Annotated in this window: 19 protein-coding genes; 11 read left to right on the top strand and 8 right to left on the bottom strand. The window is 73.8% G+C overall.

The annotated features are described in order from the left end of the window. Nucleotides 1-127 precede the first annotated feature (127 nt). Nucleotides 128-2,938: a M14 family zinc carboxypeptidase gene (locus AB0F98_RS00945; protein ID WP_357726636.1), complete on the bottom strand. Its 2,811-nt coding sequence runs from the start codon at nucleotides 2,936-2,938 to the stop codon at nucleotides 128-130. A 215-nt stretch (nucleotides 2,939-3,153) separates the two neighbouring features. Between AB0F98_RS00945 and AB0F98_RS00940 the strand changes: the two genes are divergently transcribed. The 3 genes from AB0F98_RS00940 to AB0F98_RS00930 all read left to right on the top strand — a co-directional run bounded on the left by AB0F98_RS00940 (nucleotide 3,154) and on the right by AB0F98_RS00930 (nucleotide 7,072). Continuing rightward, nucleotides 3,154-3,942 carry an FkbM family methyltransferase gene (locus tag AB0F98_RS00940; RefSeq protein ID WP_357726633.1) on the top strand — a complete coding sequence of 263 codons (789 nt, stop codon included), beginning with the start codon at nucleotides 3,154-3,156 and terminating at the stop codon, nucleotides 3,940-3,942. Nucleotides 3,943-4,020: 78 nt separating this feature from the next. Next, nucleotides 4,021-6,423 (top strand): PEP/pyruvate-binding domain-containing protein, encoded by a 2,403-nt coding sequence (locus tag AB0F98_RS00935; protein ID WP_357726630.1) that lies wholly within the window; start codon nucleotides 4,021-4,023, stop codon nucleotides 6,421-6,423. Between the two features lie 70 nt (nucleotides 6,424-6,493). Further along, nucleotides 6,494-7,072 carry a TetR/AcrR family transcriptional regulator gene (locus tag AB0F98_RS00930; protein ID WP_357726627.1) on the top strand — a complete coding sequence of 193 codons (579 nt, stop codon included), beginning with the start codon at nucleotides 6,494-6,496 and terminating at the stop codon, nucleotides 7,070-7,072. Between the two features lie 123 nt (nucleotides 7,073-7,195). On the opposite strand, the gene AB0F98_RS00925 is transcribed toward AB0F98_RS00930, so the two are convergent. The 3 genes from AB0F98_RS00925 to AB0F98_RS00915 all read right to left on the bottom strand — a co-directional run bounded on the left by AB0F98_RS00925 (nucleotide 7,196) and on the right by AB0F98_RS00915 (nucleotide 12,259). Continuing rightward, the gene (locus tag AB0F98_RS00925) at nucleotides 7,196-8,059 is read right to left on the bottom strand and encodes an ABC transporter permease (RefSeq protein ID WP_357726624.1); all 864 of its coding nucleotides are present in this window, start codon (nucleotides 8,057-8,059) and stop codon (nucleotides 7,196-7,198) included. Further along, nucleotides 8,056-9,027: an ATP-binding cassette domain-containing protein gene (locus AB0F98_RS00920; RefSeq protein ID WP_357726621.1), complete on the bottom strand. Its 972-nt coding sequence runs from the start codon at nucleotides 9,025-9,027 to the stop codon at nucleotides 8,056-8,058. The genes AB0F98_RS00925 and AB0F98_RS00920 overlap by 4 nt, the downstream gene beginning before the upstream one ends. Before the next feature lie 67 nt (nucleotides 9,028-9,094). Next, nucleotides 9,095-12,259: a BTAD domain-containing putative transcriptional regulator gene (locus tag AB0F98_RS00915; RefSeq protein ID WP_357726618.1), complete on the bottom strand. Its 3,165-nt coding sequence runs from the start codon at nucleotides 12,257-12,259 to the stop codon at nucleotides 9,095-9,097. A 285-nt stretch (nucleotides 12,260-12,544) separates the two neighbouring features. Here AB0F98_RS00915 and AB0F98_RS00910 point away from each other — a divergent pair, with 285 nt between their 5' ends. Then, nucleotides 12,545-13,669 (top strand): FUSC family protein, encoded by a 1,125-nt coding sequence (locus AB0F98_RS00910; protein WP_357728965.1) that lies wholly within the window; start codon nucleotides 12,545-12,547, stop codon nucleotides 13,667-13,669. A 66-nt stretch (nucleotides 13,670-13,735) separates the two neighbouring features. Here the strand turns inward: AB0F98_RS00910 and AB0F98_RS00905 are convergent, their stop codons facing one another. From AB0F98_RS00905 to AB0F98_RS00895, 3 genes are all read right to left on the bottom strand, one after another. After that, nucleotides 13,736-14,446, bottom strand: a complete 711-nt coding sequence (locus tag AB0F98_RS00905) for a hypothetical protein (protein WP_357726615.1) — start codon at nucleotides 14,444-14,446, stop codon at nucleotides 13,736-13,738. 69 nt (nucleotides 14,447-14,515) lie between these two features. Continuing rightward, nucleotides 14,516-15,598 (bottom strand): Gfo/Idh/MocA family oxidoreductase, encoded by a 1,083-nt coding sequence (locus AB0F98_RS00900; RefSeq protein ID WP_357726612.1) that lies wholly within the window; start codon nucleotides 15,596-15,598, stop codon nucleotides 14,516-14,518. Nucleotides 15,599-15,716: 118 nt separating this feature from the next. Continuing rightward, nucleotides 15,717-17,048, bottom strand: coding sequence for a hypothetical protein (locus AB0F98_RS00895; RefSeq protein WP_357726609.1), 1,332 nt, complete (start codon nucleotides 17,046-17,048; stop codon nucleotides 15,717-15,719). Nucleotides 17,049-17,125: 77 nt separating this feature from the next. On the opposite strand from AB0F98_RS00895, the gene AB0F98_RS00890 reads away from it, so the two are divergent. The 5 genes from AB0F98_RS00890 (at nucleotide 17,126) to AB0F98_RS00870 (ending at nucleotide 21,966) form a co-directional block, all read left to right on the top strand. Next, nucleotides 17,126-17,608 carry a hypothetical protein gene (locus AB0F98_RS00890; RefSeq protein ID WP_357726606.1) on the top strand — a complete coding sequence of 161 codons (483 nt, stop codon included), beginning with the start codon at nucleotides 17,126-17,128 and terminating at the stop codon, nucleotides 17,606-17,608. Between the two features lie 141 nt (nucleotides 17,609-17,749). Next, nucleotides 17,750-18,898 (top strand): MFS transporter, encoded by a 1,149-nt coding sequence (locus AB0F98_RS00885; protein ID WP_357726603.1) that lies wholly within the window; start codon nucleotides 17,750-17,752, stop codon nucleotides 18,896-18,898. Nucleotides 18,899-19,128: 230 nt separating this feature from the next. Then, nucleotides 19,129-20,028 (top strand): LysR substrate-binding domain-containing protein, encoded by a 900-nt coding sequence (locus AB0F98_RS00880; protein WP_357726600.1) that lies wholly within the window; start codon nucleotides 19,129-19,131, stop codon nucleotides 20,026-20,028. A gap of 122 nt (nucleotides 20,029-20,150) precedes the next feature. Then, the gene (locus AB0F98_RS00875; protein ID WP_357726597.1) at nucleotides 20,151-20,903 is read left to right on the top strand and encodes an SDR family NAD(P)-dependent oxidoreductase; all 753 of its coding nucleotides are present in this window, start codon (nucleotides 20,151-20,153) and stop codon (nucleotides 20,901-20,903) included. A gap of 127 nt (nucleotides 20,904-21,030) precedes the next feature. Further along, nucleotides 21,031-21,966 carry a MerR family transcriptional regulator gene (locus AB0F98_RS00870; RefSeq protein WP_357726594.1) on the top strand — a complete coding sequence of 312 codons (936 nt, stop codon included), beginning with the start codon at nucleotides 21,031-21,033 and terminating at the stop codon, nucleotides 21,964-21,966. A gap of 43 nt (nucleotides 21,967-22,009) precedes the next feature. Here AB0F98_RS00870 and AB0F98_RS00865 read toward each other — a convergent pair whose 3' ends face one another. After that, complete coding sequence (locus AB0F98_RS00865; RefSeq protein WP_357726591.1) at nucleotides 22,010-22,309, bottom strand: putative quinol monooxygenase; 300 nt, start codon at nucleotides 22,307-22,309, stop codon at nucleotides 22,010-22,012. A 608-nt stretch (nucleotides 22,310-22,917) separates the two neighbouring features. Here AB0F98_RS00865 and AB0F98_RS00860 point away from each other — a divergent pair. Further along, on the top strand, nucleotides 22,918-23,856 hold the full coding sequence (locus tag AB0F98_RS00860) for a peptidoglycan DD-metalloendopeptidase family protein (protein WP_357726588.1): 939 nt from the start codon (nucleotides 22,918-22,920) through the stop codon (nucleotides 23,854-23,856). A gap of 52 nt (nucleotides 23,857-23,908) precedes the next feature. Beyond that, the gene (locus AB0F98_RS00855; RefSeq protein ID WP_357726585.1) at nucleotides 23,909-25,282 is read left to right on the top strand and encodes an N-acetylmuramoyl-L-alanine amidase; all 1,374 of its coding nucleotides are present in this window, start codon (nucleotides 23,909-23,911) and stop codon (nucleotides 25,280-25,282) included. Nucleotides 25,283-25,361: the final 79 nt, after the last annotated feature.

The following is a 25,361-nucleotide window of genomic DNA, read 5'->3' as shown; positions in this document are numbered from 1 at the left end:
GTGACCTGCGCGACAAACCGGGACAGCTGCCTGGCAGGTGAGAAGGCCGGCAGCGCCCGAGCGGGCGTCGGGCGCCGCCGGCGCAGGTGGTCCGGACGGTCGCGCCCGTCCGGACCACCTGCCGCCGTCAGGCGACCAACGACCGCAGCGGCACCCCGGCCGTGTGCAGAGCGCGGGTCAGGTCACCCAGGAACGGGTGCTCGTCGGCCTGCCACCCTTGCGGGTTCGGGATCACCAGGTACGCCGAGCCGCCCGACACGGAGATCCGGACGTCCGCGGTGAACCGCTCGACGATCGACCGGGTCCGGGCGAGGTCCGTGTCCGCCACCTCGATGCTGACCGGTCGCCAGCCGCCACCCAGGTCCTCCGTCACGGGTGCCCGGGCCGCGGCGACCCGGGCCGGATCGACCGCCGCCGCCCGCTGCGCGGTGGGCGCTCCGCCGGCCGTGGGGTAGAGCAGCGCGTTGGCCACCAGGTGCAGCCCGCTCTCGTTGTACGCCCGGAACAGCGGGTTGAACGCGAAGAGCACCGAACGGCCGGCCCCGGTCGGCTCGTCGACCAGAGCCGCCGTGCCGCGCAGCGCGTCGACACCCACCGTGTAGCCGTTCGCCCAGAACGTGTCCCCAGTCGGGTAGCGCAGCACGTTGGTGCCGGTGGTGCTGGCGTTGAGGATGGGGTCGCCGTTGTTGAACTCGAAGTCCTCGGCGGGTCGCCCGGCGGCGACCGGGCTGTCGGAGTCGACGTCGACCCGCAGGTGCGAGCCGATCACCTGGTAGCCGGCCGGCTTCGCCTTCTCCGTCGTGGAGGTGAGCCCGGCGGCCCGGGCCATCCGGGTGCCCTCGTTGCGCAGCCCGACGTACGTGTGCCCCTGCGCGATCCAGTTGCGCAGGTTGGCCTGACCGGCGGCGGTGAGGCCACCGGTCGAGCTGCTGCCGTCCGGAACGAGCAGCACCGTACGGCCGGTGAACGCCTCGGTGTTGTCGTTGATGTCGGCGGTGGTCACCGGCTTCAGGTCCAGCCCCCACCGCTCGCCGAGCACGTACCGGGCCTCACCGTGCGACCCGGAGGTGGTGGAGATGCCGGTGCCGGCGAAGAGACCGACGTCGGGCAGTTCGACCCGGGCGCCGGTGGCCGGCCCGCCCGGGGTGAGGGTCACTCCGAGCGACTTGGCCAGATCGTCGATCTCCCGGGTCAGCCGGTTGGCCGCCACCTGGACGACACTGCTCGCCCCGTCGCGCACCAGCGGTACCCCGCGATCGAGCAGGCGGAACGTGAACTCCGCGGCGGCGGCCGAGTCGAGGCGGTAGCCGTACGAGCCCCGGGGCGAGGGGTGGCCGGTCTTTCCGCCCGAGATCTGCCGGACCAGCTTGGCCCTGGGCCGGACGTCGTCGCCGGTGTAGAGGGTCGACACGCCCATCAGCAGCGGGTTGCTCCAGGACGAGACGTCGTAGAAGTAGGGGAACGGCGTGTACGGGTCCTCGCCCATGATCGCCTGGATCCAGTGCTTCTGCGGCTGGTCCATCGGGATCCAGTACGCGCCCTTCGGCACTGTCACGTTCCGGGCGCTGCGGCCGCCGAAGATCCGCGCGTCGGGCACCCGGGTCGCCTGCTGCACCTCGTACACCTCGACGTCCATGCGGCGCAGCCGCTCGACCAGCTGCCGTACGTCGGCGAGCTGCCGATCGGGCAGCAGGAAGTAGGACCGGATCCGCTGGTCCGGGACCGGGAACTGGACCTCGTTGGTCGGCTGGACCACCTCGTTCGGTTCCAGCGTGCCCGCCCGGCCCTGGGCGAGCGCGTCCGTCCAGATCCGGAAGTAGCCGGTCAGCACCTCGCGCTTGTTCGCGGCGGCCCAGCCCAGGGTCGACCACTGGGTGTGGAACTGCTGCTGGACCCGGTCGGCGACCGCCGAGGCGCTGCCCTTCTCGAACGTCATGCCGGCGGCTCCGAAGCCGGTCGACGGCACGGTGTCGCCGTAGCCCATGAAGAAGAGGTCGTAGCGGGCGTAGTTGAAGTAGCACTCGGTGGTGACGGTCTCGGTGCAGGCGCCGTTGTAGCCGAAGCCCGCCTTGTTGGCCTCGCCGATCCGGTTGATCCAGTCGACGGCCTCGCTGGAGATCTCGTGGTGGATCGGATCGGCGTTGGGTGGGAAGAAGTACTGCGAACCACCCATCTCGTGGGCATCGACGAAGACCTGCGGCGGGTAGCGGCGCATCAGCTCCAGCTTGCCGTCGGTCTCCTGCTGGGAACGCGCGAACCAGTCCCGGTTCAGGTCGAAGCCGAACTCGTTCTGCCGCCGGCTCGCGTCCCGGCCGTCCGGGTTCTGCGTGGGCACGATGATCGTGACGAGGTTGTCGTTGCGCTCGGCGACGTCGCAGGACAGACCGGCGGCCAGTTCGTACAGCGTCTTGAGCGCCGCGTCGGCGCCGCTCTTCTCACCGCCGTGCACGTTGCCGGTCACCCAGACGATGGCCGGGGAGTCGGCGGCTGTCCTGTCGGCCTGCCTCCGCGTGGTCCGGCGCGGATCCCGCAGGTCCCGGATGTCATCCGCGATCTTGCGCAGGGCGGCCGGCCGGACGTTGCGCTCGTTCGACACCACGGCGTACGGCAGCGGATGACCGAGCCCGCTGGTACCGAGTACGCCGGTGACGACCCGGTCGGAGGCGGCGTCCACGGTGTGCAGGTAGCTGCGGATCTCGTCGGTGGTGACGGGCCGTTCCTGGCCGAGGCCGAGTGGGAAGCCGAGCGCCTGCTCGGGGCTGGGCACGCCGGTCAGGTGGGCGGTCGGGTCGGCGCGGCAGTGGGTGGGTGAGGGCGGGCGGGCTCCGGCCGAGGTGCCGCCGAGCAGCGGCACCGTGCCGACCAGGAGAGCGATCGTGGCGGCGCTCGCCAGCCGTCGTGCGGGGACGATCCGGAATGGACGCCTGGACCGGGCCATGCAGTTCCCCTCTCGGGTGGGTCACATTGGCCGGAGCCTATGTCTCGCGCGTTCGGCGGGGCAAGGCACGATCAACTCGGGTTCCTTAAGCCGGGCGTCCACGCGCTTCGGACGCCCCGATTGCGCGGAAAGCCGGAGTTCTCCGGGGAGCGCGCGCTTGGCCGGCGCCTCGGAAAGACGACAAATCCTCATGTCAGCCGGGCTAGATTCTGGAGGTGGACGCCCGAGCCGGCGCTGTCGAGGCACTGAAGACGGATCCCGACGCCGTCTCGATTCGCCGTTCACTCGAGGTCTACTACGGCGATCCGGCGCGCGAGGCGGCCATGGACGCCTTCTACGCGCGTTTCGTCCGGCGCGGCGATCTCGTCTTCGACATCGGCGCACACGTGGGTGACCGGGTGGGCAGCTTCCGCCGCCTCGGCGCCCGCGTGATCGCCGTCGAGCCGCAGCCACCCTGCACGCGGGCGCTGCGCGCCATCTACTCCGGCGACGCCGAGGTGATCGTCGTCGAGGCCGTCTGCGGTGCCGAGGCGGGGCGGGTCTCCTTCAACGTCAACTCCGCCAACCCCACCATCTCCACCGCCTCTCCGCACTTCATCCGGGCCGCCGACGGCGCGGCCGGCTGGGAGGGGGAGCGGTGGGACGCGCGGATCGACGTCGCGTCGACGACCCTCGACGAGCTGATCGCCGAGTACGGGGTGCCCGCCTTCGTGAAGATCGACGTCGAGGGGTACGAGGACGAGGTGCTCGCCGGGCTCGGTCGTCCGGTGCCCGCGCTCTCGTTCGAGTTCACCACGATCGAGCGTGCGCTCGCGCAGCGGTGCCTGGGCCGGCTCACCGCACTCGGTTTCCAGGCCTTCAACCTCGCGCTCGGCGACACCATGGCGCTGGCCTCCCCGCAGTGGATGGCCGCGCCGAGGATGGCGGCTTACCTGCGCTCGCTGCCGCACGAGGTCAACTCCGGCGACGTGTACTGCCTGTCCCGGGTGCGCCACCCCCGCTGACACCTCTTGGCATTGCGGGTGCATTGCCAAACAGGTAGGTTCTTTTGCAATACAGGCGTATTGCAAAAGGGGTGCCTGATGCGCGTGATCGCGTTGTCCGAACTGACCGGCGTGACGACCGAGCTGGTCGGTGGCAAGGCGGCCGGACTGGGGGAGCTGATCCGGCTCGGCGAACGGGTGCCGGAAGGCTTCTGCGTCACCACCGCCGCCCAGGAGGCGGGCGTGCTTCCGGAGGCCGAGATCGAAGCCGCGTACCGGCAGCTCGGCGGCGGTCAGGTGGCGGTGCGCTCCAGCGCCACCGCCGAGGACCTGCCCGACGCCAGCTTCGCCGGAATCCAGGACACGTTCCTGAACGTCACCGGCATCGCCGACCTGCTGTCGGCGATCGAGAAGTGCTGGCACTCGCTGCACACCGACCGCGCCGTGGCCTACCGGGACGCCCACGACATCGACCACGCGACCGTGCGGATGGCGGTCGTCGTACAGCGGATGGTCGAGCCGGCGCTCGCCGGAGTGCTCTTCACCGCGAACCCGGTCACCGGCCGCCGGACCGAGATGGTCGTCGAGGCCGCAGCCGGTCTCGGCACCGCCGTCGTGGACGGCACCGGCGACGTCGACCGGTACGTCCTCGACGGATCACCTCAGCCCGCCCAGGGCCTGCTGACCTCCGCCCAGCTCGACGAACTGCACGCCGCGGGCGATCGGCTCCAGCGGCAGCTCGGCGGGCCGCAGGACATCGAATGGGCGTACGACCGGCAGGGTGTGCTCTGGCTGCTCCAGGCGCGGCCGATCACCACCCTCTTCCCCCTCCCGCCGCCCACCGGCGACCCCGAGCCCCGCGTGTACCTGGAGTTCGGACACGTTCAAGGCATGCTGCGTCCGGTCACCCCGATGGGCATGTCCACGCTGAAGTCGCTGATCGTGGCGATGCTCGCCAGCCTCGGGCTGCGGGTCGAGGTCACCGACATCGGCGGGCGGCTCTACGGCGACCTGACCGACCTGGCCCGGCACCCGTCCGCCCGTAAACGACTGGTCAAGCTCATGGCCGTGGATTTCGGCCCGCGGGCCCAGGCGGTGATGGAGCGGGTGCTCGCCGACCCTCGCTTCGCACCTCGACCCGGCGGCAGGGCCGGGCGCGACGGCGGCGCGCCGAGCGCCGGTACGGCGCTGCGGGCGCTGACCGGCGTGGTCAGGGCACTGGCCCGGCCCGAGGCCGCCCGAGCCCGGTTGTTCCGCGAGATCGAGCGGCTCGCGGCCGACCCGGACACCACGGCCGAGCCGCGGACCGCCGCCGACCGGCTCCGGTTCGTGCGGGACCACGAGGACACCTCATCGGGCGCGGACGACATCGTCTGGCCCATCGTCGCGGGCATGCTGGCGGCCACGCTGCCCGTCCACCTCCTGAAGGGCATCGCCGAGCGCGACGAGATCGACCGTGTGCTGGGCGGCATGCCGCACAACGTCACCATCGAGATGGACCTCGCCCTGTGGCGGCTCAGCGAACGGGCCCGGACCCACCGCGACCTGCTGCTCACCACCGCGCCCGCCGAGCTGGCCGACCGGTACCGACGCGGCGCGCTGCCCGACATCGGGCTCGCGGCGTTCCTGGACCGGTACGGTCACCGTGCCGTCGCCGAGGTCGACCTCGGGATCCCCCGGTGGGCGGAGGACCCGACGCCGGTCTTCGCGATGATCGCCAACTATCTGCGGGTCACCGACCCCGAGCAGGCGCCCGACCGCCGTTTCGCCCGTGCCGCCGCCACCGCCGAGGCCACCCTCGACCGGCTCGTCGTACGGGCCCGCCGCAGGCGGCCGGTCCGCGGCCGCCTCGCCGGTTTCCTGCTGCGCCGGGCCAGGTCGCTGGCGGGTCTGCGGGAGGCCGGCAAGTTCGGCGGCCTGTACCGGCTGCGCGAGATGCGACGCCAGCTTCTGCTCATCGGCGCCGAACTGGCGGCCGGCGGCCTGCTGGCGCGGCCCGACGACATCATGTTCCTGAACCTGGACGAGGTCGCGGCGGCCGTGCACCAGGGCACCGATCATCGTTCGACGGTCACCGCCCGCCGAGCGGTGCACGAGCGCGAGCTGCGCCGCCGCACCGTGCCGGTGGCCATCCTCTCGGACGGCACCGACCTCGAGGCCGCGCTGCCCGCGCCGACCGGAACGGCCGGGTCGCTGCGGGGGGTCGGCGCGGCGGCCGGGGTGGCGACCGGACCGGCGCGGGTGGTGCGTGACCCGGCCACCGCGCATCTGGAGCCCGGCGAGATCCTGGTCGCGCCGACCACCGATCCCGGCTGGACCCCGCTGTTCCTCACCGCCGCCGGGCTGGTCACGGAGACCGGCGCAGTCATGGCGCACGGCCCCACGGTCGCGCGGGAGTACGGCATCCCCGCCGTCATCTGTGTCCCCGACGCGACCCGCCGGATCCGGACCGGCGACATCGTGACGGTGGACGCCGCGGCCGGAACGGTGACCGTGCGGTGAGCCGGAACCGCCGGTGGCACGGCACAGGCGACGATCAACGATCCGTCCCCGACGTGACAGCATGAGGCCCATGCCCAAGAAGGTCGACCACCAGGAGCGGCGCACGCTCATCGCCGACGCGCTGATGCGGGTGGCCGCCCGGCACGGGCTGGAAGCCGTCAGCCTGCGTCACGTGGCGGCCGAGGCGGGCGTCTCGTCGGGCATGGTGCAGCACTACTTCCGTACGAAGGACGAGATGATGGCGTTCGCCATGGCCGTCGTGCGGGAGCGCAACCAGGCGCGGGTCACCGAGGCGATCGTCCGACTGGGCGAGGAGCCGCCACCCCGGCTGCTGCTGCGCACGATGTTCATCACGATCATGCCGCTCACCGAGGAGTCCCGCGCCGACGGGCGGGTCGCGTTGGCGTTCCTCGCCTACACCGCCGTACGGCCCGAGGCCGCCGCCGGCCTGCGCGAGGACACCCGGGAACTGACGGACTTCGTGGCGGGTCTCCTGCCCGGGCCGGGGCAGCAGGAGCGGGCCGCGGGCCTGCTGGCGCTCATGGAGGGCCTCGGCGTCTACCTGCTCGGCGGCCACTACACCGCCGAGCAGGCGTTGTCCGCGCTGGACGCGCAACTCGACGTCGTCTTTCCGGCCGGCGTCGGCTAGTCCGCCCCGAAGCCCGGAGCGGACGCCGCGCCCGCCGACTCAGAAGTCCGGCCGGGCGCCGGACCCGGCGACGGACGTGTGCCGCCGAGTCCGGTGCCGGTGCCGCCGGTCGGGCCCCAGGGGTCAGCGGCTCAACCGCTGGTAGCGCCGGACGGCGAGCGGCGCGAGCACCGCGATCAGCAGCACCGGCCAGCCGACGGCCAGCAGGAGCGCATGCTGTGCGGCCCAGGACTCCCCACCGATGCCCGGATTGCCGAAGAGCTCGCGGGCCGCCGCGACGGTGGCCGACAGCGGGTTCCAGGCGGCGATCGCGCCCAACCAGTCCGGCAGCAGCTCCGGGGCCACGAACACGTTGGACAGGGCGGTGAGCGGGAAGGCGAACGGGAACACGATCACCGACACCGTGTCCGGGTTCGGCACGAGCAGGCCCAGCAGGATGCCGAGCCAGGTGAACGCCAGCCGCAGCAGCAGGATCAGACCCACGGCGGCCAACGCGTCACCCATCCCGTTGCGCCACCGCCAGCCGACGAGCAGCCCGCACACCACCAGGACGGTCAACTCCAGCAACGCCCGCAGCAGGTCCGCCCCGGCCCGCCCGGTCAGCAGCGCCGACCGGGCCATCGGCAGCGAACGGAACCGGTCGACCACGCCGCGGCCGGCGTCCACGGCGATCTGCGACGCGGTGGCCCCCAGGCCGTACAGCATGGTCATCACGAACACCCCGGGCAGCAGGAACTCCCGATAGCTGCCGTCGCCGGGCACCGCCATGCCGCTGCCGAAGACGTACCCGAAGACGAGCACGAACATGATCGGCAGACTGAAGTAGAGGACGATCTCCTCGGGCGAGCGGATCACGTGCCGCATGTTCCGGCCGGTCATCACCCAACCGTCGACCACCGCCCAGCGCAGCCGGCCGAGCGCGCCCGAGGCAGGGGCCTGCTCGGCGCCGCTCGACGGGACCCGAACCATCTCGACTGTCGTGCTCACGCCGCCACCTCCGTACGCTCCGAGGCGCCGTGTCCGGTGATGTTCAGGAACGCCTCGTCCAGCGTCGGCCGGCGCAGGACGACGTCCTCCACCGCGATCGAGGCGTCCTGCAACGCGCGCAGCAGGTCCGCGAGCGCGGTGATCCGATCCGCGACGGGCGCGCTGAGCCGGCGAATCTCCCGGTCGACGCGGACCTGCCCGCCGGTGATCCGCTCGACGAGACCCGCCGCCGCGGTCAGCTGCCCGGCGTGCCGGACGACCAGCTCGATGCGGTCCGCGCCGAAGCGGGTCTTCAGCTCGGCCGGGGTGCCCTCGGCGACCACCCGGCCGGCGTCCACCACCGAGATCCGGTCGGCGAGCTGGTCCGCCTCCTCCAGGTACTGCGTGGTCAGCAGCACCGTGGTGCCGCCGGTGACCAGCGTCCGGACCGCGTCCCAGAGGCCGTTGCGGCTGCGCGGATCCAGCCCGGTGGTCGGCTCGTCGAGAAAGAGCACCTCCGGCGTGGTGATCAGGCTGGCGGCGAGGTCGAGCCGGCGGCGCATGCCGCCGGAGTAGGTCGCGGCCGAGCGTCCCGCCACGTCGGTGAGCCCGAACCGGTCGAGCAGCTCGTCCGACCGCTGCCGGACCATCCGGGCGGGCAGGTGCCGGAGCCGGCCGAACAGCACCAGGTTCTGCCGGCCGCTGAGGGTCTCGTCGACCGCCGCGTACTGCCCGGTCAGGCCGATCGCCGCGCGCACCCGCTCGGGGTGCCGGGTCACGTCGTGTCCGGCGACCCGGGCGTGACCGGCGTCGAAGCGGAGCAGGGTCGCCAGCACCCGCAGGGCGGTGGTCTTACCCGCGCCGTTGGGGCCGAGCAGTCCGCAGACCGTGCCCCGCGGCACCGTCAGGTCGAATCCGTCGAGGGCGGTCGTGCGGCCGTACGTCTTGCGCAGGCCCCGGGCCACGACGGCCGATGTCTCGTCAGTCATGGCGGCAGCCTCGCCGAACGCGCTGACCGGCCGCGCACCGCGCGCTGACGGGCGGCGCCGTGCCTCGTCAGGCGCTGTCCAGCAGCGCGAGGGCCCGCTCCCGGCCGAGCGCGGCGCCCCGGGTGAACTCCCGTTCGAACCGGTCGGCGTCGATCCCGGCGCGGGTCGCCCCGGTCACCGCCGCAGCCTGTGCCGCGGCCTCGGCGCCCGTGCCGGCCAGCACCGCCGACACGGCGCCGAGCAGCAGCGCGGCCCGCTCGTGCTCGCCGCGCCGCAGCACCGGCCCGATCAGGCCGTCCACCGCGGCGCTCACGGTCGGCGCGTCCCACAGGCCCACGGTCGCGCCCAGCACCTCCCGATAGTGGCCGCGCGCCGCCGGCGTGTCTCCCGCCGCGTCCGCGATCTGCCCGAGGGCGACCAGCGCCGCGAGCCGGACGACCTCGGCGCCGAACCAGCCGGTCGGGCAGTCCGCCACCGCCTGCTCACAGAAGCGCCTGGCCTCGTCGAGAGCGCCGCGCCGGCGGGCGGTCTCGCCGAGCCCGTAGTGGGCCGCCGCGACCACCTCCGGCGCCCCGGCCGGCTGCGCGATGGCCACCACCCGCCGGTAGTCGGCTTCCGCCCCGTCCAGGTCGCCGACCCCGAGCCGCCCGTCCGCCCGGGTCCGCAGCAGCTCCGCCGTGTCGAGCGTGGAGCCGAGTTCGTCGGCCAGCCGCAGCGCCTGCGCCATCGGACCGGTGGCCGCCGCCGGGTCACCGGCCCGGTAGGCGGCCTCGCCGAGAGTGGTGAGGGCCAGGATCATGCCCCACCGTTCGCCGATGGCCCGGAACCCGTCGAACGCGGCCGTCAGCTCCGCCCGGGCCTCGTCGTACCGGCCGTCCAGCAGCCACACCAGGGCGACACCGAGTGACCCGAGCGCCTCGCTCCACGCATCGGTGCCGAGCATGGTGCGTCGCTCCTCGGCGGAGAGCAGCACCGACATCCGTTGCTGCGACGGGGGACCGGCCGTCATCCCGGACAGGTAGAGCAGGAACGGGTGCTTCGGGGGGCGTCCCAGGCTCCAGAGGATGTCACCGGCCGTGCCGACGTCCGTCCGGTTCTCACCGCCGGAAACGCCCAGCGCGGCGACCAGCAGGCATAGTGCGTACTCCTCGGCGAGCCCCGCGGGTGGGCCGTCGAGCCGGTCGACCAGCCGGCCGGCGAGCGCGGCCCCCTCGCCGCGCAGCCCGCGCAGCCACCAGTAGAACGACAGCGCGGCGACCAGCCGCAGCCCGCTCGTGAGGTCGCTGCCGTCGATCGACCGGCGCAGCGCGGCGTGCAGGTCGTCGCGGTTCGCGTCCAGCCGGCGCAGCCAGTCGAGCTGTGCGGGGCCGCGCAGGCCCGCGTCACCGGCCCGGGCAAGGTCGAGGAAGTACGCCACGTGCGCCTGGCGCAGCCGCTCCGCCTCGCCCGCCTCGGCCAGCCGTTCGGCGGCGAACGCGCGTACGGTCTCCAGCATCCGGAAGCGGCCGTCGCCCGCCTCGACGAGGGACTTCTCCACCAGGCCGGTCAGCACGTCGAGCGCCTCCGCGCCGAGCGGCGCGCAGATCCGCTCGACCGCCGTCAGGTCGGCGTCGCCGGCGAGGACGCTGAGCCGCCGGGCCAGCCGCCGCTCCGGCTTGTCCAGCAGGTCCCAGCTCCAACGCACCACCGCATGCAGGGTCTGGTGCCGGGGCGCGGCGGCCCGGCTGCCCCGGTTCAACAGCCGGAACCGGTCGTCCAACCGGGCCGCGACCTCCGCGACGGGCAGCGCCCGCAGCCGCGCCGCGGCCAGCTCGATGGCGAGCGGAAGGCCGTCGAGGGTACGACAGATCCGCAGGACCTCCGTCACGGTGCCGGGTTCGACGCTGAACCCGGGTGCCACGTCGGCGGCACGGTCGGCGAACAGCCGCACCGCCGCGTACCGGTGTGCCTGCTCGGGCTCGGTCTCGTCCGGCGGGACGGGCAGGCCGAGCACCGGGCAGAGCGCCTCACCGGTCAGCCCGAGCGGCTCCCGGCTGGTGGCCAGCACCCGTACCGACGGGGCCGCGCCGAGCAGCCGAGCGGTGAATCGGGCGGCGTCGTCGACAACGTGCTCGCAGTTGTCGAGCAGCAGCAGCAACCGCCGGTCGGCGAGCGCCGCGACGAGCCGGTCGGCGGCGTCGCGCGGCCCGCCCGGTACGCGTAGCGCGGTGTCGCGCAGGTTCAGGGCGGCCAGCACCGCCGGGGCCACCTCCGCCCCCGGGGGCAGCGCGGCGAGCTCGACCAGGCACACGTCGCCGTCGTACCGCCCGGCGGCCTCCACGGCCAGCCGGGTCTTCCCGACGCCACCCGGGCCGTGCAGCGTGACCAGCCGGGCCTCGGCCAGCAGCTTCGCCAGGCGGCGCAGCTCCTCCTCCCGCCCCACGAAGCTGGTCAGCTGGCCGGGCAGCGGCGGTAGCCGCGGCGGCGCCGGCGCGGTGTCGGCCCGGTCGCGCAGCAGGGTCGTGTGCACGGCCACCAGGTCGGCGGAGGGGTCGGTGCCCAGTTCGTCGGCGAGCAGCCGACGCAGGTCGGCGAAGAGGGCGAGCCCTTCGGCCCGGCGGCCGTCGGCGTGCAGCGCGCGCATCAGCTGGCCGTACAGCCGTTCCCGCAGCGGGTGGGCGGCGACCAGTTCCCGCAGCTCGGCCACCAGCGGCCGGACGGCCTCCGGGGCGCAGGCCAGGGCGAGTTCCGCCTCGATGCGGTCCTCGGTCGCGGTCAGTCGGCCCTCCCGCAGCCGGGCCGCGTGGGCGGACGCGAACGGGGCGTCGGTCACGTCCGCGAGCGGCTCGCCACGCCACAGCGCGAGCGCCTCGCGCAGCTCCCCGGCGGCACGGCCGTGGTCGCCTGCGGCGAGCGCGAGCCGACCGACGTCCACCAGCCGGGTGAACCGGTGCGCGTCGACGTCGTCCGGATCGACCGCGAGCCGGTAGCCGGCCGGGTGGAACTCCACCGGATCGACCGGCCCGGCCGACAGCAGGTGACGCAGTCGGGACACCTGGGACTGGAGCGCGTTCGCGGCCCGAGCGGGCGGATCGGCGCCGTAGAGGCCGTCGATCAGGCGTTCCCGGGGCACCACGCGACCGGCGTCGAGCAGCAGCAGCGCGAGCAGCGCCCGCAGCCGCGCACCGCCGATGGTGAGTCGGCGACCGTCGGCCGGGTAGACCTCGGTCGCACCCAGGATGCCGAACCGCACGGGGCCATTGTCCCGCAGGCGTGGTGGGACCCGTGCGGGGCGGACCGGCGCCGGGCTCGCGGGCCCGGCGGCCGAGGTCGAGGATCGGCCATCCACCGACTCGCGGCCACGTCCGGAATCCGCTGCCACGACGGCCGCGCCCGGGGCCGGCCGGCCGACGAACGGCGGACTGCCCGGAGCGGTGACGGTTGGGCGGGGCGGCACAGGGTAGATGCGGCCGTGGCCGACACCAGCGCCCGCAGAGACGACGGCGAGCCGCGCGCCGCCGCGGCGTACGGCCGGGCCCTGGCCGCGCTGCGCAGCAGGGGCCGGGTCGGCGAGCGGCTGCGACGGGTGCGCGCGAGCGGCGGGCTGGCGTTGCAGGCCGGTCTGGCCGCGGGCATCTCGTGGTGGGTGGCGGACGGTCTGCTGCACATCCCGCAGCCCCTCTTCGCGCCGATCTCCGCGGTGATCGCGCTGGCCGCGTCGGTCGGCCAGCGGTTGCGCCGTACGGTCGAACTGATCGTCGGGGTGGCTGTCGGCGTGCTCATCGGCGACGCGTTGATCTACCTGGTCGGGACGGGGGCGTGGCAGCTCGGGCTGATCGTGGTGCTGTCCATCGTCGCGGCGGTGCTGCTCGGCGGCAGCCCGGCGGTCATGGTGCAGTCCGCTGCCACGGCGGTCCTCATCGGCACGCTGAGCCCGATGGTGGAGAACCTGGAGTTCCCGCGTTTCGTGGCCGCTCTCGTCGGCGGCGCGGTGTCGTTGGCGGTGACCGCGGTCCTGCTCCCGCTGCACCCGCTGCGGCTGATCAATCGAGCGGCCGCGCCGGCGCTCTGCCTGCTCGCCGATCAGCTCGACGTCACCGCGGACGCGCTGCGGCGGCGCGACGGGCCGGCCGCGCAGGCCGCGCTCGACCGCCTCCGGGACAACAAGCAGGAGGTCGCGGCGCTCACCGAGGCGGCGCAGGCCGCGCGGGAGACGAGCACGCTCTCCCCGGTGCGCTGGGAGAGCCGGCAGGGCCCGGTGGCCCGGTACGCACGGGCGGCGGAGCCGATCGACCGGGCCATGCGCAACAGCGGGACGCTGATCCGCCGCACGGTGACCCTGATCGAGGACGCCGAGCCGATCCCGGACACCCTCCCGGAGGCGGTGTCCGCGCTGGCGGAGGCGACGCGGCTGCTGCGCCGGGAGTTCGCCACCGGCCACGAACCCGACAAGGCGCGGAGAACGGCGTTGCGTGCCGTGACCGGTGCGGGTGCCGCCTACCGAGCCGGGGTGGGCTTCTCCGGGTCGGTGGTGGTCGCCCAGGTCAGGACCACCACCAGTGACCTCTTCGTGGCCACCGGAGTGGAGCAGGAGGACGCGAACCGTCTGGTACGGGACGCCTTCGGACCGCTGGCGGCCGACCGGAACGGCTCCGGCGACTGACCGGCGGGCACTGCCCCGGCGCGGGCTGCCGCGATTCCCGTCGGCCGAGGCGGTGCCGCTCGACGGTCAGCTGAACCGTTCGGTCGTCACCGGAATGAGCCCGGCCAGGCGCACGGTGGAGGTCAGCTCGTGCAGGACCGGCCCGACGGTGTCGTCGGCGGCGCGGGCGAGGTCCACGGTCAGGTCTACCGCCCAGGCGACGCCCCCGCCGATCCGGCGCATCGTCCAGCTGAATCGGTCGTCGCCGAGGCTGCCGTGGCCGGCGGGCATGCCGTCGCCGCTGCTGGCATCGGCCGGCCGCCAGCGGGCGCCGAGCCCGGCCAACTGGTCCGCGGGCAGTTCGCCGGCGAACAGGACGCGGTACACCCGCCGCTCGTGGCAGCCGTGCGGTGGCTGGGTGTCGCCCAGCCGCAGCGGTGCCGCGGCCGGGAACACCTGACGGTCGTGGAGGTGGGTGCGCAGCACCCTCTCGTCGGGCAACGGCCCGTCGCCGAGCCGCCGGTGGGTGCGGTCGGCGGCGTCCCGCGCCACCGGTCGGACCCGGGCGCGTACCTCCGGCGCGACGCGCATGGCCTGGCTGAACGACACCGAACTCCGCCAGCCGGCCGCCGGCGTCCAGAGCGCGCTGCCCAGCCCGACCGTCCACCAGTCGGGCGCGTGCACGAACTCCTCGACGACGACCGCCTCGGCGCGCTCGGCGGGCCCGTCCGGCCGGTCGAGGAGCAGGTAGTAGTCCAGTGGCGGTGCTCCGGGTGGCACCCGCGTTTCGATGGTCACTCCGGCACCTCCCGCGGCCACGGCCCGCCCGACCCGGGCACCGTACCGCGAGCCCGGTCGGGCCGGTGGTCAGCGCGCCGCCGAGGGCGGTACGGGAAGGACCGCGCCCTCCGCGGAGGAACGGTGCGCCAGTTCGATCAGCGAGACGGTGTCGACCGAGTCCCGCGCGTCCACCGGCATCGGCCCACCGTCGCGCAGCGCGGTCACCACCTGCTCGTAGAAGCTCTGGTAGCGGCCCGGCTCGGTCGGCATCGGCCGCAGGTCACCGTCGGCACCGAACTGGCCGTAACGCTCGGGAGCGACCTCGCCCCAGCCGGTGCCGCCCGGCCGCCCGCCGTCGCGCAGCGCGTCCTCCTGCGGGTCCAGCCCGTACGTGGTGTAGCCCGCGCGGTCGCCGAGGACGCGGAACCGCGGGCCGAGTTGCGGGGCGGTGGCGCTCATCCACAGGTGGGAACGGACTCCGCCGGCGTGGGTCAGCGCCACGAACGCGTCGTCGTCGACCTGCGCGCCCGCGCGCCGGCGATCCACTTCGGCATAGACGTGCGAGACGGGTCCGAAGAGCTGCACCGCCTGGTCGATGAGGTGGGCGCCCAGGTCGTAGAGCGCGCCGCCGGCCTCCTCCGGGGCGGCGTTCTCCCGCCAGCCCGGCTTGATCGTCGGCCGCCAACGCTCGAACCGTGACTCGAAGCGGGTGACCCGTCCCAGCTCGCCCTGCTCGACGAGGCGGCGGACGGTCAGGAAGTCCCCGTCCCAGCGGCGGTTCTGGAAGACGGTCAGCGGTACGCCTCGCCGGCCCGCCTCGTCCACCAGCTCCCGTCCCTCGGTGCTGGTGGCGGCGAGCGGCTTGTCGACCACCACCGGCAGGCCGGCGGCCAACGCCGCCCGGGCCATCGCGACGTGCTGTCGGTTCGGGGTGGCCACCACGACCAGGTCCAGCGCTTCGGGCGAGCGCCACAGCAGCTCCGCGTCGTCGACCAGGCGGGCGTCGGGGTGGTCCTGCCGGACCTGCTGCCGACGCTCCGGATTCCGGGTCACGACCGCGTGCAGCCGCAGCCCCGCGGTCGCGGCGATCAGCGGGGCGTGGAACACCCGACCCGCGAGGCCGTAACCCAGCAACGCCACCCGCAACGGTGCCTGCGCCGAACCCGTCATGCCATCCTCCGCAGCCCAGGCGACGTCCTGGTGACGCCGGCCCGGCGGCACAGAATCTACGCGGGCGGCGGGACGCCGGCCGCATGACGACGATCACCCGGCCGGGCCGCCCGAACTGTCACAGCCGCTCGTACTGGCTGCGTAGCAGGGCTTCGGCGCTGGTGGCGTCGTCCGAGGCGCCGCCGCCCGCGGTGACGAGCACGACGATGTCGTCGTGTCGCGCGACGGCGTGCACCTCGGGCAGGACCGCCCCGTTGCCCGTCGTGCCGACGTAGGCCGCCGCACCGGGCACGGACGCGAGCGGCACCTCCGAGTCGGGCGTGCGGCTGCTCCGCTCCATGTCCGCGTAGGAGGACTGGAAGCCCTCGGCCAGCTCCGGGGTGCCGAACTGGAGCAGGACGACCATCATCGAGGCGGAGTTCGGTGCCGTCCAAGCCTTGCCGGCCGCGTGCCGGACGTTGCTCAGCTGGGTGAGGATGAGCAACGCGGCTGGCTCGTCCAACGTCATGATCCGGGTGGAGTCGAGCTTGTCGTTCCGGACCGGGGCGGGGCCGGGCGTCGCGTCGTCCGGCGCCGCGACCAGCAGCGCGGCGAGGCCACTGGAGTCGTCGCCGGGCTCTGCCGCGGCGACGCTGCCATGCTCCGGCCGTTCGGCGGCGCCGCCGTCACCCGGCCCGTCCGGTCGCGGCCAGGCCAGCACGGTGGCGACGAGCGCCACCGCGACCACCCCGAGCGCTGCGCCGCCCACCATCCACGGCCGCCGTCGTGAGGTGGGGCGCTGCCGAGCCCAGTCGGACGAGGCGACGAACAGGGGGATCGGGTCGGCGTCGTGGCCGCCGGTCGTGCCGGCGGGCGCCGGACCGCTCGCCGCCGATTCGGGCTCGGCCGGACGCCCGGATTCCGGAGCACGGCTCTCGTCGTGCGCCGCAGCGGTGCTGTCGGCCCCGGCCGAGTCCGGTCTCGGCAGTGCCGACAGGGCCGCCCGGGACAGCAGGCCCATGGCGCTCAGCGCGAGCCAGGTGCCGGCGAGATACGTGCTGTCCGGCCGGTCGGCCCGGGGAAACCCGCTGGCATCCACCGCGGCGCCGCTCGGCAGGAAGGTCAGCGCCGCCACCGCCAGCGCCGACACCCCGGCGGCGATCCGCAGGGCGTCGCGCCACTGCGGCCGTACCCAGGCCAGGACGAGGACCGCCGACAGGGCGAGCCATCCCAGGTAGAGCGCGACCTGGGAACCCGGCAGGTCGGTCAGGGCGTACGTGCGTACCTCGTCGGACGGGGCGAGCCCGAGCAGCCGCTCCTCGAGGTCCTGTCCGGGCCGTACCGCGATCCAGGGCAGGGTGTGCGCGTAGCCGAAGGCGGCCAGCCCGACCAACGCCAGGATCGCCGACCGTACGTGCCGCGCGGTGAGGCGCCCCGGCCGGCCGCTCTCGCGGCGGTTGTTGATCTCCACAAAAGTAGATCATCGCAGCCGCGCTCCGGTCCTGGTTACCCGATCTTCTCGCCGGTCTGTCAATGTACTGTTGACGGGTGGCCGACGAACTGGTTCGGCTGGGCGAGCTCCGGGCCGCCCGGCTGCGCCTCGACGAGGAGGAGTTGGACCTCATCGACCGGGCCAGGTACGCCGGCGCCACCTGGGCGCAGATCGCCACGGCGCTGGGCCTGACCAGCCGTCAGGCGGCCGAGCAGCGCCGGCAACGGCTGGCCGCGGCGCGTCGGGCCCGCCGACGGGAACTGGACCGGGGCTGGTCGCCCGGGCTCGTGGCGCTGCGCACGATCGTGGCGGACCTCCAGAAGTGGATCGACGCCGACCGACGGTGGAACGGCCGGTTTCCGGGCGCGACGCTCGTCCGCGACACGGTGGCGGTCACCCACGAGGCCGACCCGGGCGCGCTGCACACGCTGGCCGGGCACATCGCCGACGACCTCACCCGAGCCGGGCGGGAGCACCTGCCGGCGCCGGTCCAGGCGGTTGCCGCCCGGCTGGACGCCGCGCTGTCAACAATTGGTTGACGCTCCCGGTCGACATTGATCCTGTAGGGCTCACCTCTAAGGATTTGAGTCATCCCGACTCAATCCTGGAGTGGCTGTGCGACGCAATGCGGCACTGTTCGTGTCGATATCCGTCCTGTCCGGCCTGGGTGGCAGCGCGCCATGAACCTGGTGACCGGCATCTGGGTCCTCGACCTCACCGGGTCGGCCGGCCTCGCGGCCCTCGCCGGGCTCTGCCTCTACGGCCCCCAGCTCGCCGGTCCGTGGCTGGGCGGTGTGCTCGACCGGTTGCCGCGACGTCCGCTGCTCATCGCGACCGATCTGGCCCTGGCCGCCTCCGTACTGACCCTGCTGGCGGTACACGGGCCGGATCAGACCTGGCTGCTCTACGCCGTGTCGGCCGGCTACGGGATCAGCTACCTGCTGATCGAGGCGGGGGAGACCGCGCTGCTGCCCGCCATGTTGTCGCCCGCCGAACTCGCCGACGTCAACGGCTGGCGCTCCAGCGCCGGGGAGGGCATGAAACTGATCTCTCCGGCGGTGGGCGCGGGCCTGTACGCATGGCACGGCGGGCAGGCCGTCGCCGTCGTCTGCGCCGTGGCGCCCGTGCTGGTGGCCGTCCTGTACGCCGCCCTGCGGCCGACCCACGCCCCGGCCGTCGCGCCACCCGGACAGCGCGGTGGGGTGCGGGCCGGATTCCGTGTCCTGGTCGGGCAGCGGGCGACCCGGGTGACCGTCGGGCTCGCCGCCGTCTCGATCGCCATGTCCGGCTTCGCCACCGCGGCGAACTACGCGGTCGTCACCGAAGACCTGAACCTGCCGAGCACGTTCCTCGGCGTGCTGCTCAGCGCGCAGGGCGCCGGATCGGTCGCCGGGGGACTGGTCGTCGGTCGGCTCCTGTCCCGGTACGGCACGGTACGGGTGGCGACGGCCGGCGCCCTGCTCTTCGCCGCCGCCTGCCTCGGCCGGTGCCTGCCCTGGCCGTCGGCCGTCGTGGTAGCGGCCGTGGTCGGCGGTGTCGGTCTGCCGTGGACGCTGGTCGCGGCGATCACCGCGGTGCAGACGAACACGCCGCAGGCGCTGCTCGGCCGGGTGTCCGCCACCGCCAACAGCGCCATGTTCGGGCCCATCGTGCTGACCACCCCGCTCGGATCCGCCGCCGTCGGCCTGGGCGGTCGCCCGTCGTTCGTCGTGGCCGCCGCGGTCTGCCTGCTCGCCGTGGCCGCCGCGGTACGCCGATCCTCGCCGAAGCAGGCCGACCCCGCCGGCGCCCCCGACGCCGAACGGCACGAGCGGGAGCGGGTCCGGTGACGAGGGGACAGGATCGCCGACACCACACGTCTCTGCTCGTCGTTGCGACCGGCGCGTTCCGTCGACGGGCCGGGACCGGCTCGGGGCGTCGACGGAGGCGCGGCCATGTCGCCGGCGGGACCGCGACACGTCTCGCCGTCCGGGTAGCGAACCCGGACCGGACCGTGGCGGACGTGACGCCGGTGGCGCGTTCCGCCGATCGGTGCCGCCGGGCGTGGTGTCATGGGCGCGTGGAACTGCGGGAGATGCGCGCGTTCGTCGCGGTGGTGGAGGAGGGCAGCCTCTCCGGCGCGGCCCGTCGGCTGCACGTGAGTCAACCGGCGCTGTCGCAGCAGATGAACGGCCTCGAGCGGCAGCTCGGCGTGCAGCTGCTCGTCCGCAGCAGCACCGGGGTCCAGGCCACCGAAGCGGGCGCGACGCTGCTCACCGAGGCCCGCGCGGTGCTCGCCCGGTACGACCAGGCGATCGCGGCCGTCACCCGGCACACCGGGCCGGGTGAGGCCCGGCTACGGCTCGGTATCCCGCTGGAGCTCCCCGCCGACCTGCTGTCCGGCCCGCTCGCCGACCTGACCGACGCGTATCCGGGCACCCGGGTCCAGGCCCTGCACATGTCGACGGCGGACCAACTCGCCGCGCTCCGCGCCGGGGACCTCGACGTCGGCCTGCTGCGTGAGCACCCGGTCGGCCCCGACCTGGACGCCGTGCTGGTCGTCGAGGAGCGACTGGGAGTGCTGCTCGCCGCCGACCAGGCGGCGAAGCTGGTCGGCCCCGACGGGATCAGGCTGAACGCCCTCGCCGGGCTGGCCTGGGTCGGCTTTCCCCGCTCCGGAAGCCCGGTCTGGTACGACGAGATCACCGCCATCCTGCGCAGCCACGGTCTCGACCCGGGCCTCACTCCGCCCGAGGGGCAGGGGCTCATCGCGCCGGTGAAGCTCGCCGCGGTGACCGCCGGTGGGGCGTTCGCGTTGGCGCCGCCGAACTGGCAGCAACCGATCCCGGAGTCGCTGGCCTGGGCGCCCCTGGCCGGGCATCCGCTCGTCCGGCGGACCTGGGCGGCCTGGCCGGCCAGCTCGCGCCGGCGGGACCTCGGTCACCTGATCGCCGCGTTGGAGTACCAGGGACCGGAGTAGCCGCCGGAGCCACTTATGGCGGCCATAAGCGGCTCCAGCAGCCCGGTGGGAAAGCCCAGAGCGCCCTGCGCCTTGACATCCACGGGTCGGGACATCCCCGACCGAAGTTTCACGAGATGTGGGTGGAAAAGACCATGGAACTGCAGGGACATGTGGCTCTGGTGACCGGTGGCACCAGCGGCATCGGCCGGGCAACCGCCCTCGCCCTCGCCGAGCGGGGCGCGCACGTGCTGGTCTCGGGCCGGGACGCGAGCCGCGGCGAGGCAGTGGTCGGGGAGATCCGGGCGGCCGGTGGCCGCGCCGACTTCCTGGTCGCCGACCTGGGTGACGAAGCGTCCGCACGGTCGCTGGCCGCTCGGGCACGGGAGGTGGCCGGGCAGGTGGACGTCCTGGTCAACAACGCCGGGATCTACCCGTACGGCTCCACCGAGCAGACCAGCGGGAAGACCTTCGACGCGGTGTACTCGCTCAACGTGAAGGTGCCGTACTTCCTGGTCGCCGAGCTCGCCCCGGAGATGGCCAAGCGGGGTCACGGCGCGATCGTCAACGTGACGACGATGGTCGCCGAGTTCGGCGACCCGGGCTTCGGCCTGTACGGGTCGAGCAAGGCGGCGCTGGTCCTGCTCACCAAGTCGTGGGCCGCCGAGTACGGCTCGCACGGCGTCCGGGTCAACGCGGTCAGCCCTGGGCCGACCCTCACCAGCGGCACCGCCCCGATGGGTGACGCTCTCGACCAGCAGGCGGCCCAGGCCCCGGCCGGCCGGCCCGGCTCGGCGGAGGAGATCGCCGAGGCGATCGCCTACCTGGCCAGCGACCGGGCGAGCTTCGTGCACGGCGCGGTGCTGCCGGTGGACGGCGGCCGGATCGCCGTCTGACGCTGATCACCAGCGTCGCGGCGGCCCGCCCACACCACGGTGCGGCGGGCCGCCGCCTCTCGTCCGGAGGTCCCCGACCGGACGGATGCTTGCATCTCCCCCGAGGGGAGGCGCGAGGGTGGAGGACATGAACGGCGACACGCGGTACTCGATCGGTGAGCTGGCCCGCCGTACCGGGTTGACGGTCAAGACCATCCGGTTCTACGCCGACCGCGGCATCGTGCCGCCGAGCGGACGTAGCCCGGCCGGTCATCGACGGTACGGGGTGCAGGCGCTCGCCCGGCTGGAGATGGTGCGGACACTGCGCGGGCTCGGACTCGACCTTCCGACGATCGCCCGGATCGTCGATCGCGAGATCCCGCTCGCCGAGGTCGCCGCGGCGCACGCCGACGCCCTAGCCGTCCAGATCCGGTTGCTGCGGCTGCGCCGAGCGGTGCTCGCGATGGTCGCCAGACGCGAATCCACGACCGAGGGGATGGAACTGATGCACAAGCTGGCCACGCTCACCGAGGAGGAGCGCGAGCGCCTGGTGGCCGACTTCCTCGACGCCGTGTTCGGCGGGGTGGACGCCGACCCCGCCTTCGCCGGCCCACGCCGTTCGTTGACCCCGCAGCTGCCCGACGACCCGGAGGACGAACAGGTCGAGGCGTGGATCGAGCTGGCCGAACTCGCCCAGGACCAGGACTTCTGTGCCCGGATGCGGCGCCTGGCGGAACAGTACGCGGCAGACCGCGCCGACGGCGCGTCCACCGTGGTGCGGCCGGACGCGGTGGCGATCGTTCGTGCCGAGGCCGGACCGGCTCTGACGGCCGGGGTCGACCCGGGCTCGTCCCGGGCGGACGCCGTGGTCGCCGCGATGACCGGGCGGTACGCGCGGCTGTGCGCGCGCCCCGACGACCTGTCGTCGCGGCGTCGGCTGCTGGCCCGGCTCGAGGCGGCGCACGACCCGAGCCGCGAGCGTTACCTGCGGCTGCTCTCGGTGGTCAACGGCTGGCCGGCCACCGACAGCCTGGCCCCGGTGCTCGACTGGTCGATCCGGGCGCTGCGGTCCCGCGGCGTGTGAGGGTGCCTCGGGCCGCTCGGTTGCTCGGCCGTCCGGGCGGGCGTCACACGCCGAGGCCGCCCACGACGGTCATCTCCTGGCCCGCGAACTCGCCGGTGAGCAGGGGCATGGCCCGGGCGATGGCGGCCTTCGTCTCGGGCAGTTGGAGAGACCGGTCGTGGTGCTCCTTCGAGTCCCAGATCTCGCTGACCCGGATCAGGTCGGGGTCGTCCTCCGCCACCCCCACCGCGTAGAGCCGGCAACCGGCGGCGCGCAGGCCGTCGACGCCCTCCAGCAGGATCGCCACCACCTCGTCGCGGTGCCCCGGGCTGGTCCTCATCGAGTTGAAGTAGCCGTATGCCATTGCGCGTCCCCACGTCGAGCCGATGCCTCCGCGGGCAATCCTGCCCGGCCGGTACGACATGACGACGCGACCCGCCGGGCACACCGTCCTGACGGATGTAGGAAAGCTTCGCCGTAGCGATTGACTTCGATGCTTTGCGACACAACAATCTCCGGCTATATCCATAAGCATCGATTCTTGTCCATGGGTGGAGGTTCCTCGGCCGGCACACTGCCGCGGCCGTCGACCGGGTCGCCGCCGCCGTGCCGGCCGTCGGCTTCCTCGCCCCACTCAGCCACCCCCGCCGGACCGGTCGCGGCCCCGAGCTGAATCTCCTCCGGTCATCGAGAGCAAGACGAGAGCGAGGTCACGATGAGGCACAGTCGACGACGAGCTGGCGACGCGATGCTGGCCCTGCTGACGGTCACCGGGCTCCTGCTCGCGGCCACACCGGCAGCCGCGGCGCCACCACCGCCACCCCACCGGTCGCCGCGGCACCGGACACCGACTCCCTGACCGCCGCCGTCACCGGAAAGCTGCTCACCTCCGTCGCGTCGGCGGCTACGACGGCGGCGCAGACGCGGATAACGGTCGACCGCAGCGGTGCCGGGTGGGCCTTCGGGACGGCGGTGGCCCTGGCGCCGGCGAAGGCGGACGCGCACCCCACCGGTGCGATCTTCGTCGCCCGCGCCGAGCGCGGCGCGTGGCGGGTCGCCTTCGACGGCGAGGCGGAGTTCGCCACCCTCGCCGCCGCGTCGCCCCTGGTGACGAGCCAGGAGAAGACGGTCTTCGGTAACGCGCCGGCCCCCCTCTACGCGGGCGGCGACTACCGCACCGGCATGGCCCTGCCGTTCGCGGTCGGGCAGACGTGGACGCTGACCAGCGGCCCGCACGGCTGGGGCGGCAGCGAATCTCCCTACAGTTCCGTCGACCTCGCCGACGGCGACCAGGTGGTACGCGCCGCCCGTGCCGGTGCCGCGTACACCATGTGCCAGGGCTGGATCCGCGTGATCCACGACCGCGGCTACTCCACCGACTACTACCACCTGTGGAGCAACATCTCGGTCAACGGGGCGAGCGTCGCCCAGGGTGCCTTCCTCGGCTACACCGGCACCGACGTGACCTGTGGCGGGGCGGCCTACGGCCGGCACGTCCACTTCGGGCTACGGCAGAACAGCGCGTACGTCCCGATGGCCGACCACGACATCGGCAAGTGGGTGTTCGCCAACGGCGCGTCCGCGTACCAGGGCGGGGCCCGGCACGGTTCGGCGTGGATCGGCGCAGGCGGCGCCATCTACAACCACGGGGCGCTCGGGCTCAACCAGGGAGTGGTGGACGCCAACGGTGGCGGCACCCTGACCCGGCGAGCCGGTCCCGGCACCGGCTACGCCGTGGTCGGCTCGCTGGCCGACGGTGCCACCGTGACGATCTCCTGCTCGGCGAACGGCACCACCCACACCGGGCGGTACGGCGCCACCGCGCTCTGGAACCGGCTCAGCGACGGCAGTTGGGTCTCCGACGCGTACCTGTGGACCGGCGTCAACGGTCCGCTCAACGGCTGGTGCTGACCGGGGTGTCCGTCGGCTGCCGCCCGGTGGCCGACAGTGGAAAGGAGTGGCAATGACCGCAGGCACCTCCCGCCGTGCCCGCCTGGCGTTCGGCGGCGCACTCGCCCTGCTCACCGCACTCGGCGGTACGACCACTGCCGGCTCGCCGGCGGTCGCCGACCCGGCCGGCGCACCGTCCACCCCGCTGGCCGCCGCCTTCGACACGGCGGCGAGGCGCTACGACGTGCCGCGCGACCTGCTCGTGACGATCGGGTACACGGAGACGCGGCTCGACATGAACGCCGGCTCGCCGAGCGCGGCCGGCGGATATGGACTCATGCACCTGGTCAGCAATCCGAGGCAGCACACGCTCGACGAGGCCGCCGCCCGCACCGGGCTGGATCCGGTCGCGCTGCGCACCGACCCGACGGCGAACGTGCTCGGCGCGGCCGCCGTGCTACGCGCGTACGCCGACCAGGCGGGGCTGACCGCGACGGCGCGCGACGACCTCGCCCGGTGGTACGGGCCGGTCGCCCGGTACGGCGGCGCGGGCACGGCGGTCAGCGCCCGCCGCTACGCGGACGCGGTGTTCGACGTGCTGCGCGGCGGATTCACCGCCGAGCGGGGCGAGACGGTGGCCGCGGGGATCGTGACGCCGCAGCGCGGGAAGCTGGAGCGGGCCGGTGACCTGGGCACGCTCAGTACCGACTACCCGCCGGCCGCCTGGGCGCCGGCCAGCACCAGCAACTACACGGTGGCCGGTCGGCCTGCCAGTCACCAGATCGACCGGGTCGTCATCCACGTGACCCAGGGCTCGTACGCCGGCTCGATCAGCTGGTTCCAGGACCCCGCCGCGCAGGTCAGCGCGCACTACACGTTCCGCTCCTCGGACGGCGCCGTCACCCAGTCGGTGCGGGAGAAGGACATCGCCTGGCACGCCGGCAACTGGACCTACAACACGCGGTCGATCGGCATCGAGCACGAGGGGTACGTGGACAACCCGGCCTGGTTCACCGACGCGATGTACCGGGCCTCCGCCGCGCTGACCCGCGGCCTCACCGCGAAGTACGGCATTCCGCGGGACCGGGCGCACATCGTCGGGCACGTCGAGGTGCCGGGCGCCACACACACCGACCCGGGTCCGAACTGGAACTGGACCTACTACCTCCAGTTGGTCAACGGAATCACCGGCATCGGCTCCGGCACCGTCACCACCGGGTCGGGCAATCTCAACGTGCGCTCCGGTCCCGGCACCGGGTACCCGGTCGTCGGCTCCGTCGCCCCCGGTGCCACGGTGAGTGTCTACTGCCAGACCGCGGGCACCACGGTCACCGGCCCGTACGGCACCACCGACGTCTGGAACCGGATCGGCACCAACCGCTGGGTCTCCGACGCGTACGTCCTGACCGGGCACGACGGGTACATCCCGGGGGTACCCCGCTGCTGAGCCGATCCGCCGCCGGGGTGGCTCTCACCATCCCGGCGGCGGGCACGCCGTCGGCGGACCGACCGTGGCGGCCGGCACC

Origin of the sequence: Micromonospora sp. NPDC023737 (assembly GCF_040639715.1) — a bacterium.
Taxonomy (GTDB): domain Bacteria; phylum Actinomycetota; class Actinomycetes; order Mycobacteriales; family Micromonosporaceae; genus Micromonospora.
Note: the sequence above shows the minus strand (reverse complement) of the source record. Positions and strands in the feature narration are given on the sequence as shown.